The 22,677-nt window shown below is 70.9% G+C and carries 21 protein-coding genes; 8 read left to right on the top strand and 13 right to left on the bottom strand.

Annotated elements, in window-relative coordinates:
- The first annotated feature begins 10 nt into the window (after positions 1-10).
- Positions 11-1,339 carry a condensation domain-containing protein gene (locus tag QSK34_RS09565; protein ID WP_285582307.1) on the top strand — a complete coding sequence of 443 codons (1,329 nt, stop codon included), beginning with the start codon at positions 11-13 and terminating at the stop codon, positions 1,337-1,339.
- 246 nt (positions 1,340-1,585) lie between these two features.
- Here the strand turns inward: QSK34_RS09565 and gnd are convergent, their stop codons facing one another.
- Complete coding sequence (gene gnd, locus QSK34_RS09570) at positions 1,586-3,025, bottom strand: NADP-dependent phosphogluconate dehydrogenase (protein WP_285582309.1); 1,440 nt, start codon at positions 3,023-3,025, stop codon at positions 1,586-1,588.
- A gap of 26 nt (positions 3,026-3,051) precedes the next feature.
- Positions 3,052-4,257: a TIGR03118 family protein gene (locus tag QSK34_RS09575; RefSeq protein WP_161484050.1), complete on the bottom strand. Its 1,206-nt coding sequence runs from the start codon at positions 4,255-4,257 to the stop codon at positions 3,052-3,054.
- A gap of 198 nt (positions 4,258-4,455) precedes the next feature.
- Here QSK34_RS09575 and QSK34_RS09580 point away from each other — a divergent pair, with 198 nt between their 5' ends.
- Positions 4,456-5,352 carry a hypothetical protein gene (locus QSK34_RS09580; protein ID WP_285582311.1) on the top strand — a complete coding sequence of 299 codons (897 nt, stop codon included), beginning with the start codon at positions 4,456-4,458 and terminating at the stop codon, positions 5,350-5,352.
- Positions 5,353-5,520: 168 nt separating this feature from the next.
- Here the strand turns inward: QSK34_RS09580 and QSK34_RS09585 are convergent, their stop codons facing one another.
- On the bottom strand, positions 5,521-6,474 hold the full coding sequence (locus tag QSK34_RS09585) for a sulfotransferase (protein WP_285582312.1): 954 nt from the start codon (positions 6,472-6,474) through the stop codon (positions 5,521-5,523).
- A gap of 196 nt (positions 6,475-6,670) precedes the next feature.
- Here QSK34_RS09585 and QSK34_RS09590 point away from each other — a divergent pair, with 196 nt between their 5' ends.
- Positions 6,671-7,252: an SH3 domain-containing protein gene (locus tag QSK34_RS09590; protein WP_161484040.1), complete on the top strand. Its 582-nt coding sequence runs from the start codon at positions 6,671-6,673 to the stop codon at positions 7,250-7,252.
- On the opposite strand, the gene QSK34_RS09595 is transcribed toward QSK34_RS09590, so the two are convergent.
- The 3 genes from QSK34_RS09595 to QSK34_RS09605 all read right to left on the bottom strand — a co-directional run bounded on the left by QSK34_RS09595 (position 7,249) and on the right by QSK34_RS09605 (position 11,531).
- Positions 7,249-8,376 carry a YibE/F family protein gene (locus tag QSK34_RS09595; RefSeq protein WP_285582315.1) on the bottom strand — a complete coding sequence of 376 codons (1,128 nt, stop codon included), beginning with the start codon at positions 8,374-8,376 and terminating at the stop codon, positions 7,249-7,251. The genes QSK34_RS09590 and QSK34_RS09595 overlap by 4 nt on opposite strands.
- Positions 8,377-8,392: 16 nt before the next feature.
- Positions 8,393-9,514, bottom strand: a complete 1,122-nt coding sequence (locus QSK34_RS09600) for a monooxygenase (protein ID WP_285582317.1) — start codon at positions 9,512-9,514, stop codon at positions 8,393-8,395.
- Positions 9,515-9,998: 484 nt separating this feature from the next.
- The gene (locus QSK34_RS09605) at positions 9,999-11,531 is read right to left on the bottom strand and encodes an MDR family MFS transporter (RefSeq protein WP_285582319.1); all 1,533 of its coding nucleotides are present in this window, start codon (positions 11,529-11,531) and stop codon (positions 9,999-10,001) included.
- A gap of 163 nt (positions 11,532-11,694) precedes the next feature.
- Here QSK34_RS09605 and QSK34_RS09610 point away from each other — a divergent pair, with 163 nt between their 5' ends.
- The gene (locus QSK34_RS09610) at positions 11,695-12,273 is read left to right on the top strand and encodes a TetR/AcrR family transcriptional regulator (RefSeq protein ID WP_285582321.1); all 579 of its coding nucleotides are present in this window, start codon (positions 11,695-11,697) and stop codon (positions 12,271-12,273) included.
- Between the two features lie 26 nt (positions 12,274-12,299).
- On the top strand, positions 12,300-12,701 hold the full coding sequence (locus tag QSK34_RS09615) for a nitroreductase family deazaflavin-dependent oxidoreductase (protein WP_161484033.1): 402 nt from the start codon (positions 12,300-12,302) through the stop codon (positions 12,699-12,701).
- 1 nt (position 12,702) lies between these two features.
- On the opposite strand, the gene QSK34_RS09620 is transcribed toward QSK34_RS09615, so the two are convergent.
- Positions 12,703-13,401 (bottom strand): SDR family NAD(P)-dependent oxidoreductase, encoded by a 699-nt coding sequence (locus tag QSK34_RS09620; protein ID WP_285582324.1) that lies wholly within the window; start codon positions 13,399-13,401, stop codon positions 12,703-12,705.
- Positions 13,402-13,503: 102 nt separating this feature from the next.
- Here QSK34_RS09620 and QSK34_RS09625 point away from each other — a divergent pair, with 102 nt between their 5' ends.
- Positions 13,504-14,322 carry a helix-turn-helix transcriptional regulator gene (locus QSK34_RS09625; RefSeq protein ID WP_161484031.1) on the top strand — a complete coding sequence of 273 codons (819 nt, stop codon included), beginning with the start codon at positions 13,504-13,506 and terminating at the stop codon, positions 14,320-14,322.
- Here QSK34_RS09625 and QSK34_RS09630 read toward each other — a convergent pair.
- The gene (locus tag QSK34_RS09630; RefSeq protein WP_285582328.1) at positions 14,270-15,418 is read right to left on the bottom strand and encodes a sensor histidine kinase; all 1,149 of its coding nucleotides are present in this window, start codon (positions 15,416-15,418) and stop codon (positions 14,270-14,272) included. The two genes, QSK34_RS09625 and QSK34_RS09630, sit on opposite strands and share 53 nt — an antisense overlap.
- Positions 15,419-15,531: 113 nt before the next feature.
- Between QSK34_RS09630 and QSK34_RS09635 the strand changes: the two genes are divergently transcribed.
- Positions 15,532-18,021, top strand: coding sequence for a DEAD/DEAH box helicase (locus QSK34_RS09635; RefSeq protein WP_161484029.1), 2,490 nt, complete (start codon positions 15,532-15,534; stop codon positions 18,019-18,021).
- Here QSK34_RS09635 and QSK34_RS09640 read toward each other — a convergent pair.
- Genes QSK34_RS09640 through dusB form a run of 3 tightly spaced genes read right to left on the bottom strand, consistent with a single transcriptional unit; the run spans position 18,018 to position 20,491 of the window.
- A complete protein-coding gene (locus QSK34_RS09640) occupies positions 18,018-19,007 on the bottom strand; it encodes a hypothetical protein (protein ID WP_285582331.1) in 990 nt (329 codons plus the stop codon). The genes QSK34_RS09635 and QSK34_RS09640 overlap by 4 nt on opposite strands.
- A 2-nt stretch (positions 19,008-19,009) precedes the next feature.
- Positions 19,010-19,342, bottom strand: a complete 333-nt coding sequence (locus QSK34_RS09645) for a hypothetical protein (protein WP_285582333.1) — start codon at positions 19,340-19,342, stop codon at positions 19,010-19,012.
- A 36-nt stretch (positions 19,343-19,378) separates the two neighbouring features.
- The gene (gene dusB / locus QSK34_RS09650) at positions 19,379-20,491 is read right to left on the bottom strand and encodes a tRNA dihydrouridine synthase DusB (protein WP_285582335.1); all 1,113 of its coding nucleotides are present in this window, start codon (positions 20,489-20,491) and stop codon (positions 19,379-19,381) included.
- 51 nt (positions 20,492-20,542) lie between these two features.
- Between dusB and QSK34_RS09655 the strand changes: the two genes are divergently transcribed.
- Complete coding sequence (locus QSK34_RS09655) at positions 20,543-21,199, top strand: ACT domain-containing protein (protein ID WP_202610931.1); 657 nt, start codon at positions 20,543-20,545, stop codon at positions 21,197-21,199.
- On the opposite strand, the gene QSK34_RS09660 is transcribed toward QSK34_RS09655, so the two are convergent.
- Positions 21,187-22,005, bottom strand: a complete 819-nt coding sequence (locus QSK34_RS09660) for an NAD-dependent epimerase/dehydratase family protein (RefSeq protein WP_285582339.1) — start codon at positions 22,003-22,005, stop codon at positions 21,187-21,189. The genes QSK34_RS09655 and QSK34_RS09660 overlap by 13 nt on opposite strands.
- Positions 22,006-22,019: 14 nt before the next feature.
- Positions 22,020-22,667 (bottom strand): NAD-dependent epimerase/dehydratase family protein, encoded by a 648-nt coding sequence (locus QSK34_RS09665; RefSeq protein ID WP_285582341.1) that lies wholly within the window; start codon positions 22,665-22,667, stop codon positions 22,020-22,022.
- Between the last annotated feature and the right edge of the window lie 10 nt (positions 22,668-22,677).

Below are 22,677 nucleotides of genomic sequence, written 5' to 3' on the forward strand. Positions count from 1 at the left end.
CAATCGCGGGATGACAGTGCCCGAACAGGCCGACAAGCGCCGCGCTCTGGTGGCGAAGCTGCTGGCGCGCAAGGCCGCCCCGCAGGGGGTCACCCCGGTTCCGCGGGACGGCGGCCCGCTCCCGTGCTCCCACGAGCAGCGCCGCATCTGGCTCGCCCAGCAGTCCGACCCGGCCGCCGCGCCCAACGTGACGCTGGGCGTGGCCCTCTCGGGGCGGCTGGACCTCCTGCGGCTGGCCGAGGCGTTCGCCGCCCTGATCAGGCGGCACGAGGTGTTCCGGACGACGTACACGGAGACCCCGGAGCAGGTGGTGCACGGCGCGCTGCCCGCGCCCCTGGAGTACCTCGACGTGAGCGACATGCCCGACCCCTCGCGGGCCGCGCTCGACCTGGCGCTCGCGCGGAGCGGCGAACGGTTCCCGGTCGGGCAGGGCCCGCTGCTGCGGCTGACCGTGTTCCGGGTCGGCCCGGACGAGCACCGGCTGTTCCTGGTCTGCCACCACATCGCCGCCGACGGCGGCTCGCTGGGCGTCGTCGCCGACGACCTGGCCGCGCTCTACTCGGGCCTGCCCCGGCCGGAGCTCCCGATCCAGTACGCCGACTACGCCGCCTGGTCGGTCCAGCGCGCCGAGACGAGGATCGCCGAACGCCTCCCCTATTGGCGGGACCTCCTGAGCGGCGCCCCGGCCCCGCTCTTCGAGGGCGTGACCGCCCACGCCAGGGCGGGCCGTTCGGGGGCGACCGCCGCGATCAGGGTCCGGCGGGAGACCGTCGACCGGCTGCGGCGGCTGGGCGAGGGGCCGACGACGCCGTTCGTGGCGCTCTGCGCGGCCTACCTGACGCTGCTCCAGCGCATGACCGGCCGGCGGGACCTGGTCACCGGCATCGTCTCGGCCTCGCGCACCCGCCGGGAGCTCGAACCGGTCGTCGGCACGTTCGTGAACATGGTGCCGCTGCGCGTCGCGCTGCCCGCCGGGCAGGGGTTCCCCGCGCTGCTCACCAAGGTCAGGGAGGCCGCGGCGGGGGCGCTGGCCAACGAGATCCCCTTCGACACCCTGGTCTCGCGGGCGGGCGTGGCCCGGATCCCGGGCGTGCATCCGGTGTTCCAGACCTCGTTCATCCACCGCGACGACCCGAAGCCCCCGCCCACGTGGGAGGGCCTGGAGGCACGCGTCTGGGACCACGAGGTCGACGACGCCGCGCTCGACCTGATGCTGACCGCGACCCCTCGGGGCGACGACTACGAGCTCGCCTTCACGGGCAAGCTTGACCGATTCTCCGCAGGTCAGGTCAAGGAGCTGCCCGTCGTCTTCCGGGACTTGCTGGAAGAACTTCGATGACGGGCCCGGCACCCGCGCATTGGATCACGCCGGACGTGCGCGGCGGTAGCGCCGTCTCACTTACCGGCACAGTCTTCAGAGCCTGAATGAGGCGCGGGCGTGTGGGGGCCGGTGGGAATGGTGCACCGGCCCCCACGCCGTCGCCCGGATCGCGGTTGCCGCGGGCGCGCGCCGCCCGAGGGCCACCCCGGTCCGGGACGGGGGTGCGAGGGGCCGGTGGTCAGGACACCGGCGCCCCGCGTGGTCCTACTTCTCCTGGTGCTCGGCGCGGTCGCCGCTCCAGTCGGTGTGGAAGACCCCTTCGCGGTCCACACGGTTGTAGGTGTGGGCGCCGAAGTAGTCGCGCAGGCCCTGGATCAGGGCCGCCGGCAGGCGGTCGCGGCGCAGGCCGTCGTAGTAGGCCAGCGCCGAGGAGAACCCGGGCGTCGGGACCCCGATCGAGGCGGCCGTGGAGACGACCCTGCGCCAGGCGCCCTGCGCCTCGGCCAGCGCCTCGCTGAAGGACGGCGAGGCCAGCAGCGTCGGCAGCCCCGGGTCCTTGGCGTAGGCGTCGCGGATCCGGTCGAGGAACCGGGCCCGGATGATGCAGCCGCCGCGCCAGATCGTCGCCATGTCACCGAGGTTGATGTTCCAGCCGAACTCCTTGGAGGCGGCGGCCATCTGGTCGAAGCCCTGGGCGTACGCCACGATCTTCGACGCGAGCAGGGCCTGCCGGACGTCGTCGACCAGGGAGTAGTTGGGCGCCGACCCGATCGGGCCCTCCAGGTCGCGGGCGGCCTGGCGGCGGGTGACGTCACCCGAGAGGCCGCGGGCGAACACCGCCTCGGCGATGCCGGTGACCGGCACGCCGAGTTCGAGGGCGTTCTGGACGGTCCAGCGGCCGGTGCCCTTCTGCTCGGCGCGGTCGGCGACGACGTCCACGAACGGACGGCCCGTCTCGGCGTCGACGTGGCCGAGCACCTCGGCGGTGATCTCGATCAGGTAGGACTCGAGGTCGCCCCGGTTCCACTCGGTGAAGATCTCCGCCAGCTCGCCCGGGGTGCGGCCGAGGGCCTGCCGGAGCAGGTCGTAGGCCTCCGCGATGAGCTGCATGTCGGAGTATTCGATGCCGTTGTGGACCATCTTCACGAAGTGGCCCGCGCCGTCGGCGCCGACGTGGGTGCAGCAGGGCACCCCGTCGACCTTGGCCGAGATGTCCTCCAGGATCGGCCCGAGGGACTTGTAGGCCTCCGGCGAGCCGCCCGGCATGATGCTGGGCCCGTTGAGGGCGCCTTCCTCACCACCGGAGATGCCGGTGCCGACGAACAGGATGCCGCGCTCCTTCAGCGCCGCCTCACGCCGCCGGGTGTCGGTGAACAGGGCGTTCCCACCGTCGACGATCATGTCGCCGGGCTCCATGTGGGCCGCCAGGTCCTCGATCACGGCGTCGGTGGACGGACCGGCCTTCACCATGATGATCGCCTTGCGGGGTTTCGTGAGCGACGCCACGAACTCCGCCGTCGTGCCCGTCGCGACGAACGCGCCCTCTCCGGCGTGGTTCTCGACGAGCTCCTGCGTCTTGCTCTCGGTGCGGTTGTGCACCGCGACGACGTATCCGTGGTGGGCCAGGTTCCTGGCGAGGTTCCGGCCCATCACCGCAAGGCCTGTCACCCCGATGTCCGCCGTGCCCAAAACGTTCTTGTCCATGCGCCGCTCCTATCCTTCCGGGCAGCTCAGTAACCGTACATGCCGCCCGCTGACGACGTCGGCGTGGTGGCCGCCGACGGCTTGGGCGTCGCCGACGCGGACGCCGAAGGCGCCGGCGTCGACGCCGCGCCGGGCAGCGGCCCGGCGTCAGACGGCCTCAGCACGCCCAGGAGGCCGTGCTGCGCCTTGTCGATACCCGCCGCGAACCATACAGAGTTCTCTCCGCCGTTCGTCGCAGTGCCCGGCTCCAGATCCCACAGACCCTCAAGCTGGATCGCCTGTCCGTTGGTCTGCCGCAGCGGGCCGAGGTACCGGCCGGTGCGGGCGCTATAGGCGTTGACCAGCCCATCTCCGAAGTTACCCACCAGAACGGCCCCGGCCAAGGCGCCGAATCCACGCGGCGCGCGGATCATCGCCCACGGCGCGTTCAGCGCGCCGCGATTGGCGAAGCGGCCGAGGAAGCGGCCGTTGGCGGAGAACCGGGAGACGAACCCGTTGCCCCGGCCGGGCACGGCCTTGCCGGTGGCGGCGTCGCGCTTGGCGTACGCGACCATGATCACGTTGCCGACGACCTCGACGTTGAAGGGGGCGTAGTCGGCGGGCATGCGCGGGTCGCGGAACTGCGAGCGGGACAGCCGCACCCGGTCGAACTCCGAGTCGTAGACGTGGATCTTGCCGTGCGAGAATGAGGGGGCCAGCAGGAAGGCGCCCCGGTTGGTGTTCATCACCGCCAGGCCCTTGTAGTCGGCGTTCTTCGTGAACGCCGCGATGACCGCGTTCTTGGGGTTGACCTCGGCGTTCCACGCCGTGATCGCCCCCGAGGGGCTGGCGAAGATGAAGGTCGCGGGCTTGTCCTTGATCAGGAAGTCGTCCTGCGACGTGTTGACGACCTGTCCGGTCGGCGTGCCGCCCGGAATGGCGACCTCGGTCTGCTCCTTCTTGGCGTTGCCGGAGTAGACGGTCGCGACACCGGCGCCGGCGCCCGAGACCCACAACGTCTTGCCCATCGCCAGACCCCAGGGGTTGACCAGCTTGGGATCGGTGACGGGGGCCTTGCCGGGCACGTCCGAGACCAGGTTGACCTGGGCGAACCGGTTGGTCGACGTGGTCGTCTTGGTAACCTTGACGGTGGCGGGCTTGGCCTGTGGGGCCGTCTGGGCGCTTGCGGGAATGCTCAGGGGGGTGCTCAGAACGAGCGTCCCGGCGGTGAGCACGGCGACGCGTGAACGCATCTGGTGGTCTCCTTCGAGGGGCCTTCTCGGTTCATGACCTAAGGTGCGGAGGTTCGCGAAGCTCCCTTACGGGCGGAGATACGCGGCGCTTCCCGGGAGGGTTCACCGGCTGAAAACCTAGTAAAAGGGTAGGGTTTGCCGAGTCAACGACCGGCAAAGCCCCTTTGACCCCTCCACCTCGCTGTCTATCGTCGACGTGTGATCCTTGGAGACTCCGGAATGTTCCTCCCCCAGCCTCAGCGCTCCGTCGTGGCGATCCCCCCGCCGGGAGACGGCCCCGGCTTCTGGGCCGGCGCGCCGAGCGCCGTGGCGACGCCCGACGGCACGATCTACCTGGCCTACCGCCTGCGCCGTCCCATCGGCGAGGGCCGCGGCTACGCGATCCAGATCGCCCGCTCCGACGACGGCGAACGTTACGAGCCGGTGCTGACGATCACCAAAGACCAGATGCGGACCGAGTCGCTGGAGCGGCCCACCCTCGTGCTGACCCCCGAGGGCGGCTGGCGCCTCTACCTGAGCTGCGCGACCTACGGCACCAAGCACTGGCGGGTCGAGCTGCTGGAGGCCGCCCGCCCCGAGGACTTCGACCCGGAGACCGCCCGCGTCGTGCTGCCCGGCGACCTCAAGACGGGCGTGAAGGATCCGGTGATCATCCACCACGGCGGCCAGTGGCACCTGTGGGCGTCCTGCCACCCGCTGGAGGTCCCCGAAGAGGCCGACCAGATGGTCACCGACTACGCGACCAGCCCCGACGGGCGCGACTGGTCGTGGCACGGCACCGCCCTCGACCGCCGCCCCGGCGCCTGGGACTCCCGCGGCGTGCGCATCTCGGCGGTCCGGTTCACCGACGACGGGGTGCTGGCCTACTACGACGGCCGGGCCAGCGCGGCCGAGAACTACGAGGAGCGCACCGGCGTCGCGACCGGCCCCGACCCCTCGACCCTGACGGCCGTGGGCGACCACCCGCACGCCGAGTCGCCCCACGGCGGCCTGCGCTACCTCGACATCCTCGACCTGCCGGGCGGCGGCCGGCGCATCTTCTACGAGTGGACCCGCCCCGACGGCGCCCACGACCTGCGCACCGAACTCATCTGACGGAACCCGCGCCGCCGCCTCACCGGCCACCGGCGCGGGTCGAAACCCTTTCTCCGTTACGGCTCCGCCCGCCCGGCGCCGACGCCCGCCCCGCCCAGGCGCCGCACCCGGCGCCGGCCACCGCTCCCCCGACCCGCCGCGACGAGTCGTCCGTGGCCGGTCAGGCGGCTACCGGGGCCGCCCGTTGCGCGCCTGGCCCTGACCGGTCGGGCGGTGGCCGACCTGGCCGCCCGAACGGTCGCGGGGCCGGACCCAGTCGGAGAAGTCCTCCCCCGTCACCTCTTCCAGCAGCTTGATGTCGTCGGTGAAGTAGGGGATCAGCTCCTGCCGCTGCTCCCACGTGAGGGGCCGCCGCGCCTTGCCGTCACGCTGGAGCACCCGGGCCAGCGGCGCGGTCAGCGCCTGCCCGCCCAGCCGGTCGCCCACCCGCACCACCTGCGACAACACCTGGTGGAGCACCGTCTCGTGGGGGTGCACGGTCACGTTCTCGCGGGGCACCTCGGAGATCACCCCGGTACGCACGCCGAGATGCCCGCAGATGCGGTCGAGGGTCTCGGCCGGCCGGTCGAGCAGGTCCCGGTAGCGGAAGACCAGCACCTGCTCCTCGGTGAACAGGTCGTAGAGGTCACGGAGCTGCTCGCCGTACTTGCCCAGGCCGACGTAATGCCAGAACGGGGCCCACCCGGCCCTGATCCGCTCGGGCTCGCGGGCACAGGCCTCGACGACGTCGCCGACGGGCTCCAGCCCGGCCGACCACAGGTGGGTCCAGTTCGAGTGGGCCCGCTCGACCGGGTCGCGCACGACCACGATGAGCCGGACCTCCGGGATGAGGGCCTTGATGCGCCGGTGGGCGGCCCGGTCGTACAGGTAGAACGGCGTCGACTCGCCGTTCAGGTAGCCCGGCCGGAACAGGGCCTCGTAGTCGTCGCGGCGCCACACGTGCTCGCGGTAGGTCTCCGCGTCGCCGGGCCCGCCCCTGTCGGGCGGCGGGCCGTCGGAGAGGAAGAACTTCGGCTCCTTCACCGCGGACAGGTACAGGTCCGGGTGCGCGCTGAGCGCGGCGTGCAGGGCGGTCGTGGCGGCCTTCGGGGCCCCGATGACCAGGAAGCCGGGCAGAGTCACACTAACCTCCACTTTTCCTACAAACTTAGTATGGAATGGGTCCTCCTTCAACGTCCCGGCACTTCCCACGCTACGGGGAGCTCACCGGCGGTTGGCAACCAGATCTGCGCCAAGGTATTCACAATAAGTAATCATGCGATTACTCTTGGTAGTAACAGCAGGTCAAAAGCCTGCCTGGTACGTAAGGAGTGAGATCATGGATCTCGTCAAGCCCGCCGTCCTCGCCACAGCGACCGTGCTCTGCCTGGCCCTCCCGGCCGGCGCGAGCACCGCGCTCCCCGCCACGGCCTCCGCCGCGTCCTCCGGCCTGGCCGTGAACGCCGCCCCCTCCACCGTCCACGCCGGCCAGACCGTCCGGCTCCGCACCAAGGCGTGCCCCAACCGGCCGGGTTACGCCTACTCGCCGGCGTGGGGCCGCAGCGTCACGCTGCTGCCCAACGGCGTGCGGGCCACCGGGAGGGCCACCGTGTGGTCGGGCACGAAGCCGGGCACCTACTCGGTCTCCGTCGCCTGCCAGGGCCAGACCTACCCGACCGCGTTCGGCTACCTGACGGTCGTGGCAGCCGGGACCTCGGTGAAGTACCGGGTCCAGCACGTCCGCAAGGGCAGCCACCTCAACGTCCGGTCGGGGCCGGGCCTGGGCCATCGGGTGGTCGGCAAGCTGAAGTGGCGGGCGACCGTCCAGGGGTCCCCGGTCCGTGAGAGGGGCTGGGTCAAGGTGACCACGAAGAGGGGCACGACCGGCTGGTCGTACGGCTACTACCTGCGCCGCGCCTAACCGGTCACCAGGTCGTGGGCCCGTTCGGGTACGTCCCCGGCCGAACGGGTCCGCCTCCTGCAGGTCAGCGCGGCGAGCGCCGTCGTGATGGGCACCGCCGCGACCAGCCCGATCGTGCCCACGATGCTCCGGACCAGCTCCTGGGCCACCACCGGCCCGGCCAGCACCTCACCCAGGGGCTCGTTCCCGACGCTGATGAGCAGCAGCAGCGGGAGCGACGCTCCGGCGTACGCGAGCACGATCGTGTTGATGACCGAGGCGATGTGCGCCCGCCCGACCCGGGTGGCGGCCCGGTAGAGCTGCCGGGCGGTGTATCCCGGGTTGGCGTGGGCGAGTTCGGCGACCGTGGCGGCCTGGGTGACCGTGACGTCGTCGAGCACGCCGAGCGAGCCGATGATGATGCTCGCCAGCAGCAGGCCCTGGGTGTTGATCTGGTGGCTAGTGCCGAGCAGAAAACTGCTGTCGTCGGTCACGCCGGTCAGGTGGGCCCAGTCGATGGCCAGCAGCGACAGCAGGCCCGTGAGGGCCAGGCTGACCAGGGTGCCGATCACGGCCACCGAGGTGGGCACGGTGACGCCGTGGGTGACGTACAGGACGATCAACATGATCGCCGCGGCGCCGACGACGGCGACCAGCAACGGCGGTTGCCCGGCCAGGATGGCCGGGAGCACGAACGTGAGCAGCAGCCCGAAGGTGATCGCGAGGCCGACCAGCGCGGTGATCCCCTTCCACCGCCCGAAGGCGATCACCGCCAGCGCGAAGGCCACGCCGAACAACCACAACGACGACGAGCGGTCGTGGTCGGAGACGGCGTAGGTGCCGTCCTGCAGGTCGAGCACGACCACCTTGTCGCCCTCGGCGAAGGTCGCCGACCCCGGCGCGGTCGGCAACATCGCGGTGACCTGGTGGAACACCGAGAACTCGACGATCGCCTTCTCGCCCGAGACCGAGGTGATCACTCCGATGAGCTCGGGGATCTGCGGCTCCTCCGCCTTCTTCACGTCGCCCGGCCATAAGAAGACCAGCGCCACGAGCGTCGCGGCCGCCAGCGGCAGGATCACGGCCAGCACGGCCAGGACGGTTGTGCGGTCGGCGGGCGCGACCGGCCCGTGCGAGTGCCCCATGGCGAGGAACAGTAGCTCAGGCCGACATGATGGCGACCCCCAGACACATCTCGTCGGCGGTCCCCTCGCCCCACACGACGTAGCGGGCCGGGTCGTTCGCCAGCTGCGGCAGCATGCCCCGCAACTTCGCGTCGTGGGTGCAGGTCACCCGCACCACGTCGCCCTCGCCGACCTTCACCGGCGCGGGGAGCGGGCGCAGCGCCTGGTCGTCGAAGTTGTATTCGGGCACGTCGAGCAGGGTCCGCGCGTCCGGCTTGCCGGGGTTGAGCTCGATCTTGATCGACCGGCCGAGCAGGTGCATGTGGCCGGCCAGGGCGTGCATCAGGCCCTCCCGCGGCACGGGGATGTCGCAGTGCTGCGTGGGTCCCGGCTCGGCCGGACCGCACATCTCGGTCAGGAATCCCTGCATGCGCGCCGACTCGGCCCCGAACCGGCGGCCGATGTCCTCCACGGCGGCCTTCCGGTCGCAGAGCGGCCCCGACTCCCCGGGGGCGCAGGGCAGTTCGACGGCGGCCGGGAACAGGGCGGTGCCGAGGGGCTCAAGCTGCTTGTCGCTGACCCGCAGCCGGATCGCCGACTGGTCGGCCCCGTCGCCCGCGCGGGTGTTGTAGTGGACCTGCATGACGAGCTGGCTGCCCGGCGGGATCGGGTGGCCGTACTTCGGGTCGAGCAGCGTCTCGCGGTCGCCCGGCGCCCAGTGGGCCACCCATCCGGCCTCCCTGACGCCCGCGTCGGCGAAGCAGCTCCAGCCCTGGCCGGGGGCGGCGGCGTCCATCCTCTTCGCCTCGGCGACCTGTTCCGGTGCCAGCCGGAAGAAGATCGCGTGATGGACGATGGCCAGGTTGAGCGGCTGGAACTGGGCGCCGGTCAGGAAGCCGGTGCCCTGCGTACCGGGGTCGATGAGGAAACACCGGTAGTCGTCGGACGCGCCGTTGGGCCCTTTGGGGGTGTACGGCTCCGGCATCGTCAGCGTGACGAACCGCTCGCCGTCGCGCAGCGGCTGCGCGGGCGCCGTGGAGGCCGCGTGACCGTGTTTCGGCGTGGCGGCGGGCGGCGGCGCCGCCGCGTTCTGCGTTCCGCAGGCCGCCGTCACCACCAAGACCAGGAGCGCGGCCAGACTTCCCCGTAGTCGATTCATGTGTTCAACGCTGACGCACCCGGCGCCGCCCGGCCATCCTCCTTTTGGGAGGGAGAGATCGTCCGTTCGGATGGGCCGCCATGTCGACTCTCGTATGACGAGTCCGGCGGGCAGCGCCCGCCGCCAGGCCTCGCCCAGCGCGCCTCACCTGACCTTCAGCAGCGGCCGGCCGGCTTCGTCAACCTGAACTGCGCCATCGGCCGGGGCTCCCGTCATCCGCCCTGGGACAGCGCCCTCAACTGGGGGAACTCCCCGGTCCCGTCGAGGCTGCCGTTGTGGACCGGCGGGCGGCAGCCCACCCGCACCGACACCCCCACTCCCGGACCGTCGGCGTAGCGGAACTGGAGCGGGCGTACAGGCCGCGATCAGCAGGAGGATCGCCGGCGGCATCGAACGCTTCATGATCCCATGACGCCTGACACCGGCCCGGGGTTCAAAACGAATACGGCCCCCGCCTGGGCGGGGGCCGTACCGGAAACGGGGTCTAGAGAGCCGCCACCGGCTCCTCCTTGCTGAGCTGCTCGGGGCCGCCCCGCAGCGGGACCTCCTTGATGAAGGCCGCCAGGATCGGGACCACCACCGCGAAGACGATCGCCCAGAGGAACACGCCGCTGATCGCGCCCGCGAGCGACTCCAGGAAGCCGGTCTTGATCTGCGGGGGGAGCTGCGCCAGGGCCGCCGGGCTCATCTGGCCGCCGCTGGCGACCATGTCGGCCGACCGCTCGCCGAACTTCTCGCGCAGGCTGTCGGCGAGGTGGTTGTTGAACACCGCGCCGAACAGGGCCACGCCGAACGAGCCGCCGATCGAGCGGAAGAAGGTCGAGGCGCTGGAGGCCACGCCCAGGTCCTTCTGCTCCACGCTGTTCTGCGCGATCAGCATGGTGGTCTGCATCAGGAAGCCCATGCCGAGGCCGAGGACGGCGATGAAGACGCCGGTCTGCCAGAGCGGGGTGCTGACGTCCATCAGCGTGAGCAGGCCCATGCCGATGGCCATGACGACGCCGCCGATGACGGGGAACGCCTTGTACTTGCCGGTCGCGGTGATGCGCTTGCCGACGTAGAGCGAGACGACCATGGAGGCCGCCATCATCGGCAGCAGGAGCAGGCCGGAGTTGGTCGCGGTCGCGCCCTGCACGAGCTGCTGGAACAGCGGCAGGAACGAGATCGCGCCGAACATCGCGAAGCCGAGCAGGAAGCCCACGCCCGAGATCAGGTTGAAGTTGCGGTCCTTGAACACGTGCAGGGGCATGATCGGCTCGGGGGCGCGCCGCTCGACCGGGATGAACGCCGCGAACGACACGACGGCCAGCACGCCCAGGCCGATGATCTGCCACGATCCCCACGGGTAGCCATGGCTCTGGCCGCCCCATGAGGTGATCAGGACCAAAGCGGTGATCCCGACCGTGAGGATGATCGCGCCGAACCAGTCGATGCGGTGCTCGGTGCGCTTCTTGGGCAGGTCGAGCTTGAGCCAGAGCCACACCAGCGAGACGCCGCCGAGCGGCAGGTTCACGTAGAAGGCCCAGCGCCAGTCGAGGTGGTCGGTGATGAAGCCGCCGGCGAGGGGGCCGGCGATCATGGCGAGCGACATGATCGCGGCCATGATGCCCTGGTACTGACCGCGCTCACGCGGCGGCACCAGGTCGCCGATGATGGCCATCACGCCGACGATGAGGCCGCCCGCGCCGAGGCCCTGGATCGCGCGGAAGGCGATCAGCTCGGTCATGCCGTTGTCGACGCCGCCGAAGAACGACGAGCCGGCCATGCCGCACAGGGCCGAGCCGACCAGGAAGATGACGATCGAGGTGAGGAAGACGGTCTTGCGGCCGTAGAGGTCGCCCAGCTTGCCCCAGATGGGCGTGGACACCGTCGTGCCCAGGATGTAGGCGGTGGTGACCCACGTGAAGTATTCGAGACCGTTCAGCTCGCCGACGATGCGGGGCATCGCGGTGCCGACGATCATGTTGTCGAGGAAGGCGAGCATCATGGCCAGGAGCAGTCCCGGCAGGATGATCATGACTTCTCTGGACCGCGCCGGAGGTGGACTGGCGGCGGTTTCCGACATTACGGGGCCCCCTTGTTAACCCATGAACTTACTTGCCGACCGGCAAGTGGCCGGAGTTAAGGTAAGGTCCGTACTAGCCGCCCGTCAAGTTGAATTAAAAGGACGACCAAACGCCATGAGCGAACGTGCGTTCGCCCCTCGGGAGACCCGAGACACCCGTGCGCGCATCCAGGAGATCGCGCTCGAACTGTTCACCGAGCAGGGCTATGAGGCGACCTCGCTCCGCGAGATCGCCGAGGCGCTGGGGGTGACCAAGGCGGCCCTCTACTACCACTTCAAGACCAAGGAAGACATCGTCGCGGGCATGATCATCGACCGCATCGCGAAGCTCGACGTGATCATCGACGAGCTGCGCGCCCACGACGCCGTCACGCCCGAGGTCCGCCGCGCGGCGATCGTCCGCTACGCCGAGGGCGCCTACGAGGGCCGCGCGATCACCCGCTTCATGGAGCGCAACCCGACCGCGATGAAGCACCACCCGGTGATGCTGCGCATGCGCGAGAAGGTGATCGAGCTCAGCGAGCTGCTGATCGACCACGACCAGCCGCTGACGCTCCGGCTCAAGCACGGCCTGGCCCTGTTCGCCATCCACGCGGTCGGCTTCATGCTGCCCGACCCGAAGATCGACGAGAACGAGAGGTATGAGGCCTCACTGAAGGTTGCCCTGGAATTGATCGAGGCGACCGGGAGTTGATCCGCCCGAAAGGGTAGGTGAAACCCATGCTTTTCGGTAAGGAACACGTCGAGCGTTATCAGGCCACCGACGGCGCCGAGGGTCACGAGTGGCAGGGCACGACGGCGGCCCTGCTCACCACGAAGGGCCGCCGCACCGGCAAGGAGCACACGACCCCGCTGATCTACCAGAAATACGGCGACGCCTATCTGCTGGTCGCCTCCAAGGGCGGCGCGGACGCCCCACCCGAGTGGTACCTGAACCTCCAGGCCAACCCCGAGGTGGGGTTCCAGGTCTTGGGCGACAAGTTCCGCGCCCGCGCCCGGACCGCCACCCCGGAGGAGAAGCCCGACATGTGGCGGGTGATGGTGGCCGCGTGGCCCGACTACGACGAGTACACGAAGAAGACCGACCGCGAGATCCCGGTCGTCGTCATCGAACGCCTCTAGCTCACCAGGCGACCACGCCCTCCTCGTTGACGAACGTGCTCGTCGGGCCGTCGTCGCCGAGCAGGGCCATCGACACCGACACGGCCGCGCCCTGGGCGGCCGTCCGGTCTCCCTGGAAGCCGTTGAGGTCGGTGGCGCAGTAGCCGGGCGAGATCGCGTTCACCTTGATCGGGGTGCCGGCCAGTTCCTTGGCGTACAGGGCGGTGACCATGTTGAGGGCCGTCTTGGACGACTGGTAGGCCAGGCTGTTCAGCTCGCCCCACGGGTTGGCCGGGTCGGTCGTGACCGTGAGGCTGCCGACCTCGCTGGAGACCATGACGATCCGGCCGGCGGGCGACTTGAGCAGGAGCGGGACCATCGTGTTGGTGACCGCGACGACGCCGAAGACGTTCACCTCGTAGACGCCGCGCATCAGGTCGAGCGGGGTCGCGGTGGGCGGGCCGCCCTGGGCGATGCCGGCGTTGTTGACCAGGATGTCGAGAGAGCCGAAGCGCTCCCCGATGAACGCGGCGGCGGCCGTGATCGTGTCGGGCGAGGTCACGTCGAGCTCGACCCAGGCGGCGCCGAGGCGCGCGGCGGCCTCCGCTCCCCTGCCGGGGTCCCGGGCGCCGACGACCACGTCCACGCCCCGCTCCGCCAGCAGGCGGGCCGTCTCGAAGCCGATTCCCTTGTTCGCGCCGGTGATGAGTGCTGTCGTCATGGCCTCAAGGGTGCGCGGGGCCGGGCCGGCGCACGAGAGACCGGCCGATGCTGGGATCGGCGGTACCACCCACGCGCCCCGGACAGGGGGGAAAATCGGCTCATGGACAGGAACGGGCTGGCCGACTTCCTCCGCACCCGCCGCGCCCGGTTGAAGCCCCGCGACGTCGGGTTGCCCGACGGCGCGCGGCGGCGGACCCAGGGGCTGCGCCGGCAGGAGGTCGCCGAGCTGGCCGGGATGTCGGTCGACTACTACATCCGGCTGGAGCAGGGGCGCGGCCCGCATCCCTCACGGCAGATCCTCAACGCGCTGGCCAGGGCCCTGATGCTGAACGCCGACGAGCGTGCCCACCTCTACAACCTGGCCGGGGAGGCGCCCGCCCGGCCCGGCGTCTCCCCCACGGTGCCGCAGGGCGTGCTGGAGCTCCTGGCGACGCTGACCGACGTCCCGGCCTACGTCCTCGACGACGGGTTCGACGTGCTGGCCGCCAACCCGATGGCCCTGCACCTGATCCCCTACCTGACGGTCGGCGGGAACGAGATGCGCGGCATCTTCGCCGGTCCGGTGCACCGCGAGGTCTGCCGCCACGCCGAGTCGTTCGCCGCGGCGGCGGTCCGCGAGCTCAGGGCGGCGTCGGCGACCCGGCCGGAGCTGACCGACCTGGTCGCCGAACTGGGCGCGCGCAGCCCCCTGTTCACCGAGCTCTGGGCCGCCCATGACGTGGAGATCCGTCGCGAGCTGCGCAAACAGCTGCTGCACGAGGCCGTCGGCGAGATCGACGTACGGCGGCAGATCCTCGCCATCCCCGACTCGGGCCAGCGCCTGATCACCTACGTCCCGATCCCCGGCACCGGCGCGCAGGAGGCCCTCAGGAGGGTCCGGGAACTACTGGATCGACCGGGATACGCGCGGTCAGGGTGAACCCCCCGGCGGAGGCGCCCGCCTGGAGGGTGCCGCCGACCAGCATGATCCGCTCCCGCAGGCCCGCCAGGCCGTAGCCCGACTCGCCGAAGACCCGCCCGCGCGGCGGCCCGGCGGCGTTGTGGACGACGACGACGAGCTCGTCGTCGGCGATGCGCCCGGTGACGGTGACCGTGGCCCCGGGCGCGTGCTTGCGGGCGTTGTTCAGCCCCTCCTGGACCACCCGGTAGGCGGCGTGCTCGACGCTGCGCGACAGGTGCGTCCCGTCGACCGCGAAGTCCAGGTCGACCCGCTGACCGATCGTGTTGCTGTCGGCCACGAGCCTCGGGATGGCGTCGATGCCCTGGGCCGAGTCGGGCAGGTCCCCGGCCCGCAACACGGTGAGCAGCTCGCGGAGTTCCGTGAGGGCGCGTACCCCCTGGTCCTCGATGTCCCTGGCCAGGGCCGGGTTGTCCTCCTGGTCGGTGTCCTCCTGGATCATCCCGGCCTTGAGCACCATCACGGTCACGGCGTGGGTCACGGTGTCGTGCAGCTCGGCCGCGATCCGCCTGCGCTCGCGCGCGGCGGCGTTCTCCTCCCTGATGTGGACGTCGTCCGTCAGCGTCTGGATCATGTCGCGGTAGCCGCGCACCCAGGTGCCGACCACGGCGGCAACGTACACGGTCGTGATCGCCCGCACGGCGTCGATGCCGATGTTGGGGCTCATGTTGGGCTGGTAGTGGTAGCCGATCGCGAACCCGACGGTCAGCACGGCCGCCACGGCCTGCCACCACCGCACGGTCCGGTGCGCCGTCATCGAGTAGGCGGCGATCGACACCGGGATCGACTGTGCGGTGAACAGGTAGCAGACCAGCGAGAACACCAGCGACGGCCCGGCCCACCGGCGCCTGACGAGCATGGTCAGCGAGGCGACGACGGCGCTCGCGGTGGCCACCCAGACCGGCACCACGATCGAGGAGTCGTAGGGGTCGACGAGCGCCTGCGGCAGCGTGTAGACGAGCACTGTGGCGGCGAGGGCGAGGTCGACGATCCTGTCCCGCCGTCCGGGGTCGAGGGAAGCCCAGCGCTCCCGCCACCGGTCGATCGTCTCCCGCATCCCGCCAATGTCGGCTCCGCGGCGGCCCCGCGGGCCCTCTGACACGCGGACTTTCCCGATCTTGTACGAACACGCGTTTCCGCTCCGCCCGCGCTTCGGGGCAGGATAGAGCGGTGAGCCTGATCGAGCGCCTGCCGCAGACCCCCGACCCGGATTCCCTCTTCGAGGCGTTCGCCGCCTGGAACGAGGAGCGTGGGCTGACGCTCTATCCGGCCCAGGAGGAGGCGCTGATGGAGGTGGTGACGGGCAGCAACCTGATCCTCTCCACCCCCACCGGCTCGGGCAAGTCGCTGGTCGCGGCCGGGGCCCACTTCGCGGCGCTCGCCAACGACCAGGTCTCGTTCTACACCGCCCCCATCAAGGCGCTGGTCTCGGAGAAGTTCTTCGACCTGTGCGCGATCTTCGGCACCGAGAACGTCGGCATGATGACCGGCGACGCCTCGGTCAACGCCGACGCCCCGATCATCTGCTGCACCGCCGAGATCCTCGCCCAGGTCGCCCTGGCCGAGGGCCGCCAGGCCGACGTCGGCATGGTGATCATGGACGAGTTCCACTTCTACGCCGAACCCGACCGCGGCTGGGCCTGGCAGGTCCCGCTGCTGGAGCTCCCGCAGGCCCAGTTCGTGCTGATGTCGGCGACCCTGGGCGACGTCACCCGCTTCGAGAAGGACCTCACGCGGCGCACCGGCCGTCCGACGGCCGTGGTCAAACACTCCGAGCGCCCGGTGCCGCTGGTCTACTCGTACAGAATGACCCCGCTGCACGAGACGCTGGAGGAGTTCCTGTCGACCGGGCAGGCCCCCGTCTACGTGGTCCACTTCACCCAGGCCGCCGCGATGGAGCGCGCGCAGGCGCTGATGAGCATCAACATGTGCAGCAAGGCCGAGAAGGAGGCCATCGCGGCCCTGATCGGCAACTTCCGCTTCACCACCAAGTTCGGCCGCGCCCTGTCCCGGCTGGTCCGCCACGGGATCGGCGTCCACCACGCGGGCATGCTGCCCAAATACCGCCGGCTCGTCGAGAAGCTCGCCCAGGCCGGCCTCCTGAAGGTCATCTGCGGCACCGACACCCTCGGCGTCGGCGTCAACGTCCCGATCCGCACGGTGCTGTTCACCGCGCTCACCAAGTACGACGGCAACCGCGTGCGCCGCCTGCGCGCCCGCGAGTTCCACCAGATCGCCGGCCGCGCCGGCCGGGCCGGCTTCGACACCATCGGCTACGTCGCCTGCCAGGCCCCCGACCACGTGATCGAGAACGAACGCGCCCTGGCGAAGATCGGCGACGACCCCAAGCGCAGAAGGGGCTACGCCCGCAAGAAGCCGCCGGAGGGCTTCGTCAACTGGAACGAAGAGACCTTCGAAAAGCTCCAGACGGCCGAGCCCGAGCCGCTGACCAGCCGGTTCAAGGTCTCCAACGCGATGCTGCTGGCGGTCATCAACCGCCCCGGCAACTGCTTCCAGGCGATGAAGAGCCTGCTCACCGACAACCACGAGGAGCGCAAGAACCAGCGCCGCCACATCAGCCACGCCATCGCGATCTACCGCTCGCTGCTGGCCGGCGGCATCGTCGAGACCCTGAAGGAACCCGACGACCAGGGCCGCTACGCCCGCCTGACGGTCGACCTCCAGCAGGACTTCGCCCTCAACCAGGCCCTGTCGACCTTCGCCCTCGCCACCTTCGAACTCCTGGCCCCCGACAGCCCCACCTACGCCCTCGACGTGGTCAGCGTCGTCGAGTCGACCCTCGACGACCCCCGGCAGATCCTGCACGCCCAGCTCAACAAGGCCCGCGGCGAGGCGGTCGCCCAGATGAAGGCCGACGGCATCGAATACGAGGAGCGGATGGAGCTCCTCCAGGAGGTCACCTACCCGATGCCGCTGGAGGCCCTGCTCTTCGGCGCCTACGAGACCTACCGCCAGGGCCACCCCTGGGTCGGCGACCACACGGTCAGCCCGAAGTCCATCATCCGCGACATGTACGAACGCGCGATGACCTTCACCGACTACATCCAGTTCTACGAACTGGCCCGGTCGGAGGGCACCGTCCTGCGCTACCTGGCCGACGCCTACCGCGCCCTGTCCCGGACGGTCCCGGAACACATGAAGACCGACGACCTGATCGACCTGATCGAATGGCTCGGCGAACTGATCCGCCAGGTCGACTCCAGCCTGATCGACGAGTGGGAGAAGCTCGCCAACCCGTCGGAGGCTTTGGAACACCGCGACGAACTGGAGTCGAAGCTCCGCCCGGTCACCGCGAACACCCGCGCCTTCCGCGTGCTGGTCCGCAACGCGATGTTCCGGATGGTGGAGTTGGCCGCGCTCGACCAGCAGGAGGAGCTGGAGGAGCTCTACCCCGACGTCGACTGGGCGGCGGGGCTCGACGCCTACTACGACGAGCACGACACGATCGGGACCGGGCCTTCCGCGCGCGGGCCGGCGTTCCTGCGGATCGAGGAGGAGCCGGGGGTGTGGCGGGTCCGGCAGGTCATCGAAGACCCGGCCGGCGACGGCGACTGGGGGGTGTCGGCGGATGTCGACCTGGCGGCGTCCGACGAGGAGGGCACGGCGGTGCTCCACGTGGTGGGCATCAACCGCCTCTAGGCACCGGCCTTGGCCAGGTCGACGATGACGTGCCTGCCGTCCTGCTGGTAGCTCAGCAGCCGGTCGTCGGAGGCGGGCACCGGGATCGCGATCCCCCCGGCCTGCACCCCCTTGGCCGGCAGCGGCTTCACCCCCAGGTCGGCCACCTGCCCCGACACGAGGTCGTAGAGCCCCGCCCACAGCTCCCCCGGTCCCGCCAGGGTGCTGGAGGTGACGAAGCGGTCGCGGGCGGGGCGGGACACCGGCGGGTCGGTCAGCTTGGTCGCCCGCAGCCCGGCCCCTGACCGCGCCGACGCCAGCCGGTCGGCCGACACGCAGAGGTTCACCCCGCACAACGAGCCGGGACGGGTCTCCCGCCGCTCGCCCGTCTCGGCGTTGACGGCCGTGGTGAAGGCGCGGGCGGGCGAGCCCACCCACGGCCACTTCAGCACGTGCTGTCCCTGCGTCCCGGGCACCTCGGACGGCCTGCCGCCCGCGTAGGGGACCCGCCACACGCCTCCGGTGTCGGTCGACCACACGACCCCCTGTGGGGTCGGCTCCAGGCCGGTGACCGTCCCGGTCAGCGCGAAGGCGGCGACGGCGACCGGGTCGCCGCCCTCCACGGGGACGGTCCAGATCTCGCCGACGCGTCCGGCGCCGTCGCGGCGGGCCGTCCACCACACGACGTGGCCCGACCCGGCGGCCACGTCCGAAGGGTGGACCACGGTCCGGGGCGGCAGGGGGAGCTCGGCCAGTTCGGTGGTCTCCCCGTTCGCCAGCCGGTACGACACCAGCGCCTCCGACCGCTCGAAGCCCTTGGCCGCGGTCGCCAGGAGGGTGTCGTCGTCGAGGAACAGGCGCGGGGTGATCGTGCGGCCGTCGGGGAGCACGGCGGGGATGACGTGGACGGCCTGTGGCCAGAGGTTCTGCACGAGCGGGGGGCGTTCGACGAGCGTGGTGCCGTTCAGGGTGCCGGTGAGGGCGAGGGCGGCGAGCAGGACGCGCACGATCAGCCCCCTACCGCGCCGCAGTCGGACACGAGGGAGCCCTGGCGGCGGCAGGTCTGGAGGGCCACTTCGGGGACCGTCAGGTAGTGCCTGACCACGGTGCCGGCGCCGCCGGTGTTCTCGTCGTAGCCCTGGCCGACGCCGCCGACGCCGATGTAGGTCCGGACCGCCTGGCCGTCGGCCTCGGTGTCCCACACGTCGAGCACGTTCTGGTCGTGGATCGCCTGTCCGCCGGTCGGGGTCAGGGTCGTCACCGGGCCGCCCGCCGCCGCGCTCGCGGGCGCCGCGAACAGGGCCACCGTGAAGACGGCGGCGACAGCCGATCTGCGACGCATGCAAGCACGATAAGTCACGAATCCATAAAGTGCCCGTCAACCGCCGGAAAGCGCGTCTTCGACCTCGGGGACGGCGAAGTCGTCGGGGTCGTCGAGCCAGCCGTGCGGCAGCAGCACCTTCTGCCGTTCGCCGCTCTTGCCGCGCGGGCCGTCGGCGGCCTCGCCGGGCCAGGGCTGGTCGAGGTCGAGGCCCGACAGGCGCTCGCGCAGTTCGTCGAGCGAGGCGGCCTGGGCGGTCAGCCGCCGGGTCTCTGCGCCGACCGAGAACGCCTTCAGATACCACCCGACGTGCTTGCGGAAGTCGGAGACGCCGTGTTTCTCGTCGCCCATCACCTCGACCAGGAGCTCGGCGTGGCGCAGCAACATGGTCACCACCTCGCCGAGGCGGGGCTCGGCGCGCTCGGGCGAGCCGTTGAAGGCGTTCTCCAGGTCGCGGAACAACCACGGGCGGCCGAGGCAACCGCGCCCGATCACCACGCCGTCGCAGCCCGTCTGGGCGACCATGCGCAGGGCGTCGTCGGCGGTCCAGATGTCGCCGTTGCCCAGGACCGGCACCGAGTCGGGCACCGCGTCGCGCAGGCGGGCGATGGCGTCCCAGTCGGCGAAGCCGCCGTAGTGCTGGATGGCGGTGCGGGCGTGGAGGGCCACGGCCTGCACGCCCTCCTCGGCGGCGATCAGGCCGGCGTCGAGGTAGGTCAGGTGGTCGTCGTCGATGCCCTTGCGCATCTTCACGGTCACCGGCAGGGCGCCCGCGTTGGCCACGACCTCGCGGATGATCGACCGGAGCAGCCGCCGCTTGTAGGGCACCGCCGCTCCCCCGCCGCGCCGGGTCACCTTGGGCACCGGGCAGCCGAAGTTGAGGTCGATGTGGTCGGCCAGGTCCTCGTCAGCGATGATCTTCGCCGCGCGGCCCATGACCACCGGGTCGACACCGTAGAGCTGGATGCTGCGCGGCGACTCGGTCGGCCCGAAGCGGATCATCTCGTAGGTGAGCGGGTTGCGTTCGACCAGCGCCCGCGAGGTGATCATCTCGCACACGAACAACCCGCCGCCCTGCTCGCGGCAGAGCGTGCGGTAGGCGCGGTTGGTGATGCCGGCCATCGGGGCGAGCACCACGGGGGGCCAGACGTCGAGCGACCCGATTTTCATCCACTCATTGTCGTCCACGGCCGGGAGTGACCGGTGCACTAGCCTGGTCGCATGCTGCTGCGGTTGCGGATCGCGCTGCCCGACCGTCCCGGCGCCCTGGGGGCCGTCACGCAGGCCCTCGGTGTCGCGGGGGCCGACATCATCCAGGTCGTCGTGCTCGACCGGGGCGAGGAGCGCGCGGTCGACGACTTCACCGTCTCCTGGCCCGACGCCGCGCCACGCGAGCATCTCCTCCGCACGCTCGACGAGATCCCCGACATCAAGGTCGAGGGGGTCTGGGCGACCCGGGAGGCGCCGGGCACCTACCCGGAGCTGGAGGTGCTCAAGTTCCTGACCACCGCCGGAGACCGCGCGCTGGCGACCCTCGTCGACGCGATGCCGGTGATCTTCAGCGCCGACTGGGCCGCCTGCGCGGCCGACGGCAGCCACGACGTGGTCTGCGCGAGCTGGCGGGCGCCCGAGTCGATCAGGTTCCCCGACCTCGTGCCGGCCCGGCCGGTGGCCGCGACGCTGGAGTCGGGTGTCCACGTCGTCAACGCGCCGCTGCCGCCGCTGGCGCTGACGCTGGTGCTGGCCCGGGTCGAGGGGCCCGCCTTCCACCGGATCGAGGTGGCCCGGCTGACCCGGATCCTCGACATCTTCCTGCTGCTGCCGGCGATCGAGCAGAGCGCGGAGAAGGCCTTCCGGTCGGCCTCTCAGCCCACGTGATCGCGCCAGGAGTGCTGAGGGTCGTAGCCCAGCACCTTCCTGGCCTTGTCGATCGACAGCAGCGTGCCGAACTCCCCCACGTCGTGGGTGAGCTCGACGCCGGGGAACTCCTCGCGCAGCAGGTCGGCTGAGGGCCGGTTCATGATGGTGTCGGCCGCCGCGATCACGAAGCTCTCGGCCCCGGTGACCTCGGCGGTCAGGCCCAGGCGGCAGCTCTGGGCGACGTCGCGCACGTCGACGTAGCCCCACAGGTTCCAGCGCCGCGAGGCGGCGTCGGCCCAGTACGACGGGACGTTCGCGTAGTCCTCGGGCAGGTGGATGTTGGACAGGCGCAGGGCCACGAACGGGATGCCCGACCACGCGGCGACGTGCTCGGCGGTCGTCTCGGTGACGACCTTCGACAGGGCGTAGGTCGAGGTCGGCACCGGGTAGTGGGCCTCGTCGACAGGGGCGTAGCGGGGGGCGTCGTCGAAGGGCAGGCCCAGGGTGGTCTCGCTGGAGGCCCAGACGACGCGGCGCAACTTCAGGGTGGCCGCGGCCAGGAACACGTTGGCGTTCATGGTCACGTTGCGCTGGAAGGTGACCGCCGGGGTGGCCAGGCCGGGGGCGGGGATGTTGGCCAGGTGGACGACGGCCGAGCAGCCGTCGAGGACCTCGATCGCCTGGCCGTGGTCGGTCAGGTCGGCGGCCAGCACGCCGGGCCCGCCGAGGTCGGTGGCGACCACGTCGTAGCCGTGTTCCCGCAGGTCGGCGACGACGGCCCGGCCGGCCTTCCCGGCGGCGCCGGTGACACAGATGCGTTCCATGGCACGGAAGCCTTTCACATCCGGGCGAGCCGGTTGATACCGGTCGCATACAGGATTTTCGGGGCTTTTGCTCCGCGCGCGAGGGCGAGCATGGCCCGGCCGATCGCCTCGGTGGTGGTGACCATCCGGGGGAACAGCCGCGTGAAGACCGGCCAGATCGGCGTGCCGATCATGTAGAGCACCCGGTAGGACCGGGTCTTGCTGGTCGCGCCGTGCATGGCCCGGATGAAGCCGGGGCGCAGCGCGAAGGCCCGGTCGAACCGCTCGAACAGCGCGTTCTCGGTCTCGCCCTTGACCCGGGCCCACATCCGGCGACCCCTGGCGTCGGCGCCCTGGCCCGAGACGTACACGAACGTCACGTCGCGCCGCAGCGTGCGGGCGACGTCCATGGTCATCGTGTACGTCACCCTCCGGTAGTCGGCCTCCGACATCCCGGCCGAGCTGACCCCGACGCAGAAGAAGCACGCGTCGAAGCCCTGGAGGAACGCGGTGTACTCGGCCGGTTGCCCGAGGTCGGCGATCACCTCGGTGAGCTTGGGGTCGGTGACGCCGGTGGGCGTGCGCCCGACGACGAGCACCTCGGACACGTCGGGGGCGAGCAGGCACTCCCGCAGGACGCCCTGCCCGATCATCCCGGTCGCCCCGAACACGATCACGCGCACATAACCGACA

The organism is Herbidospora sp. NBRC 101105 (genome assembly GCF_030269205.1).
GTDB classification, from domain to species: domain Bacteria; phylum Actinomycetota; class Actinomycetes; order Streptosporangiales; family Streptosporangiaceae; genus Herbidospora; species Herbidospora solisilvae.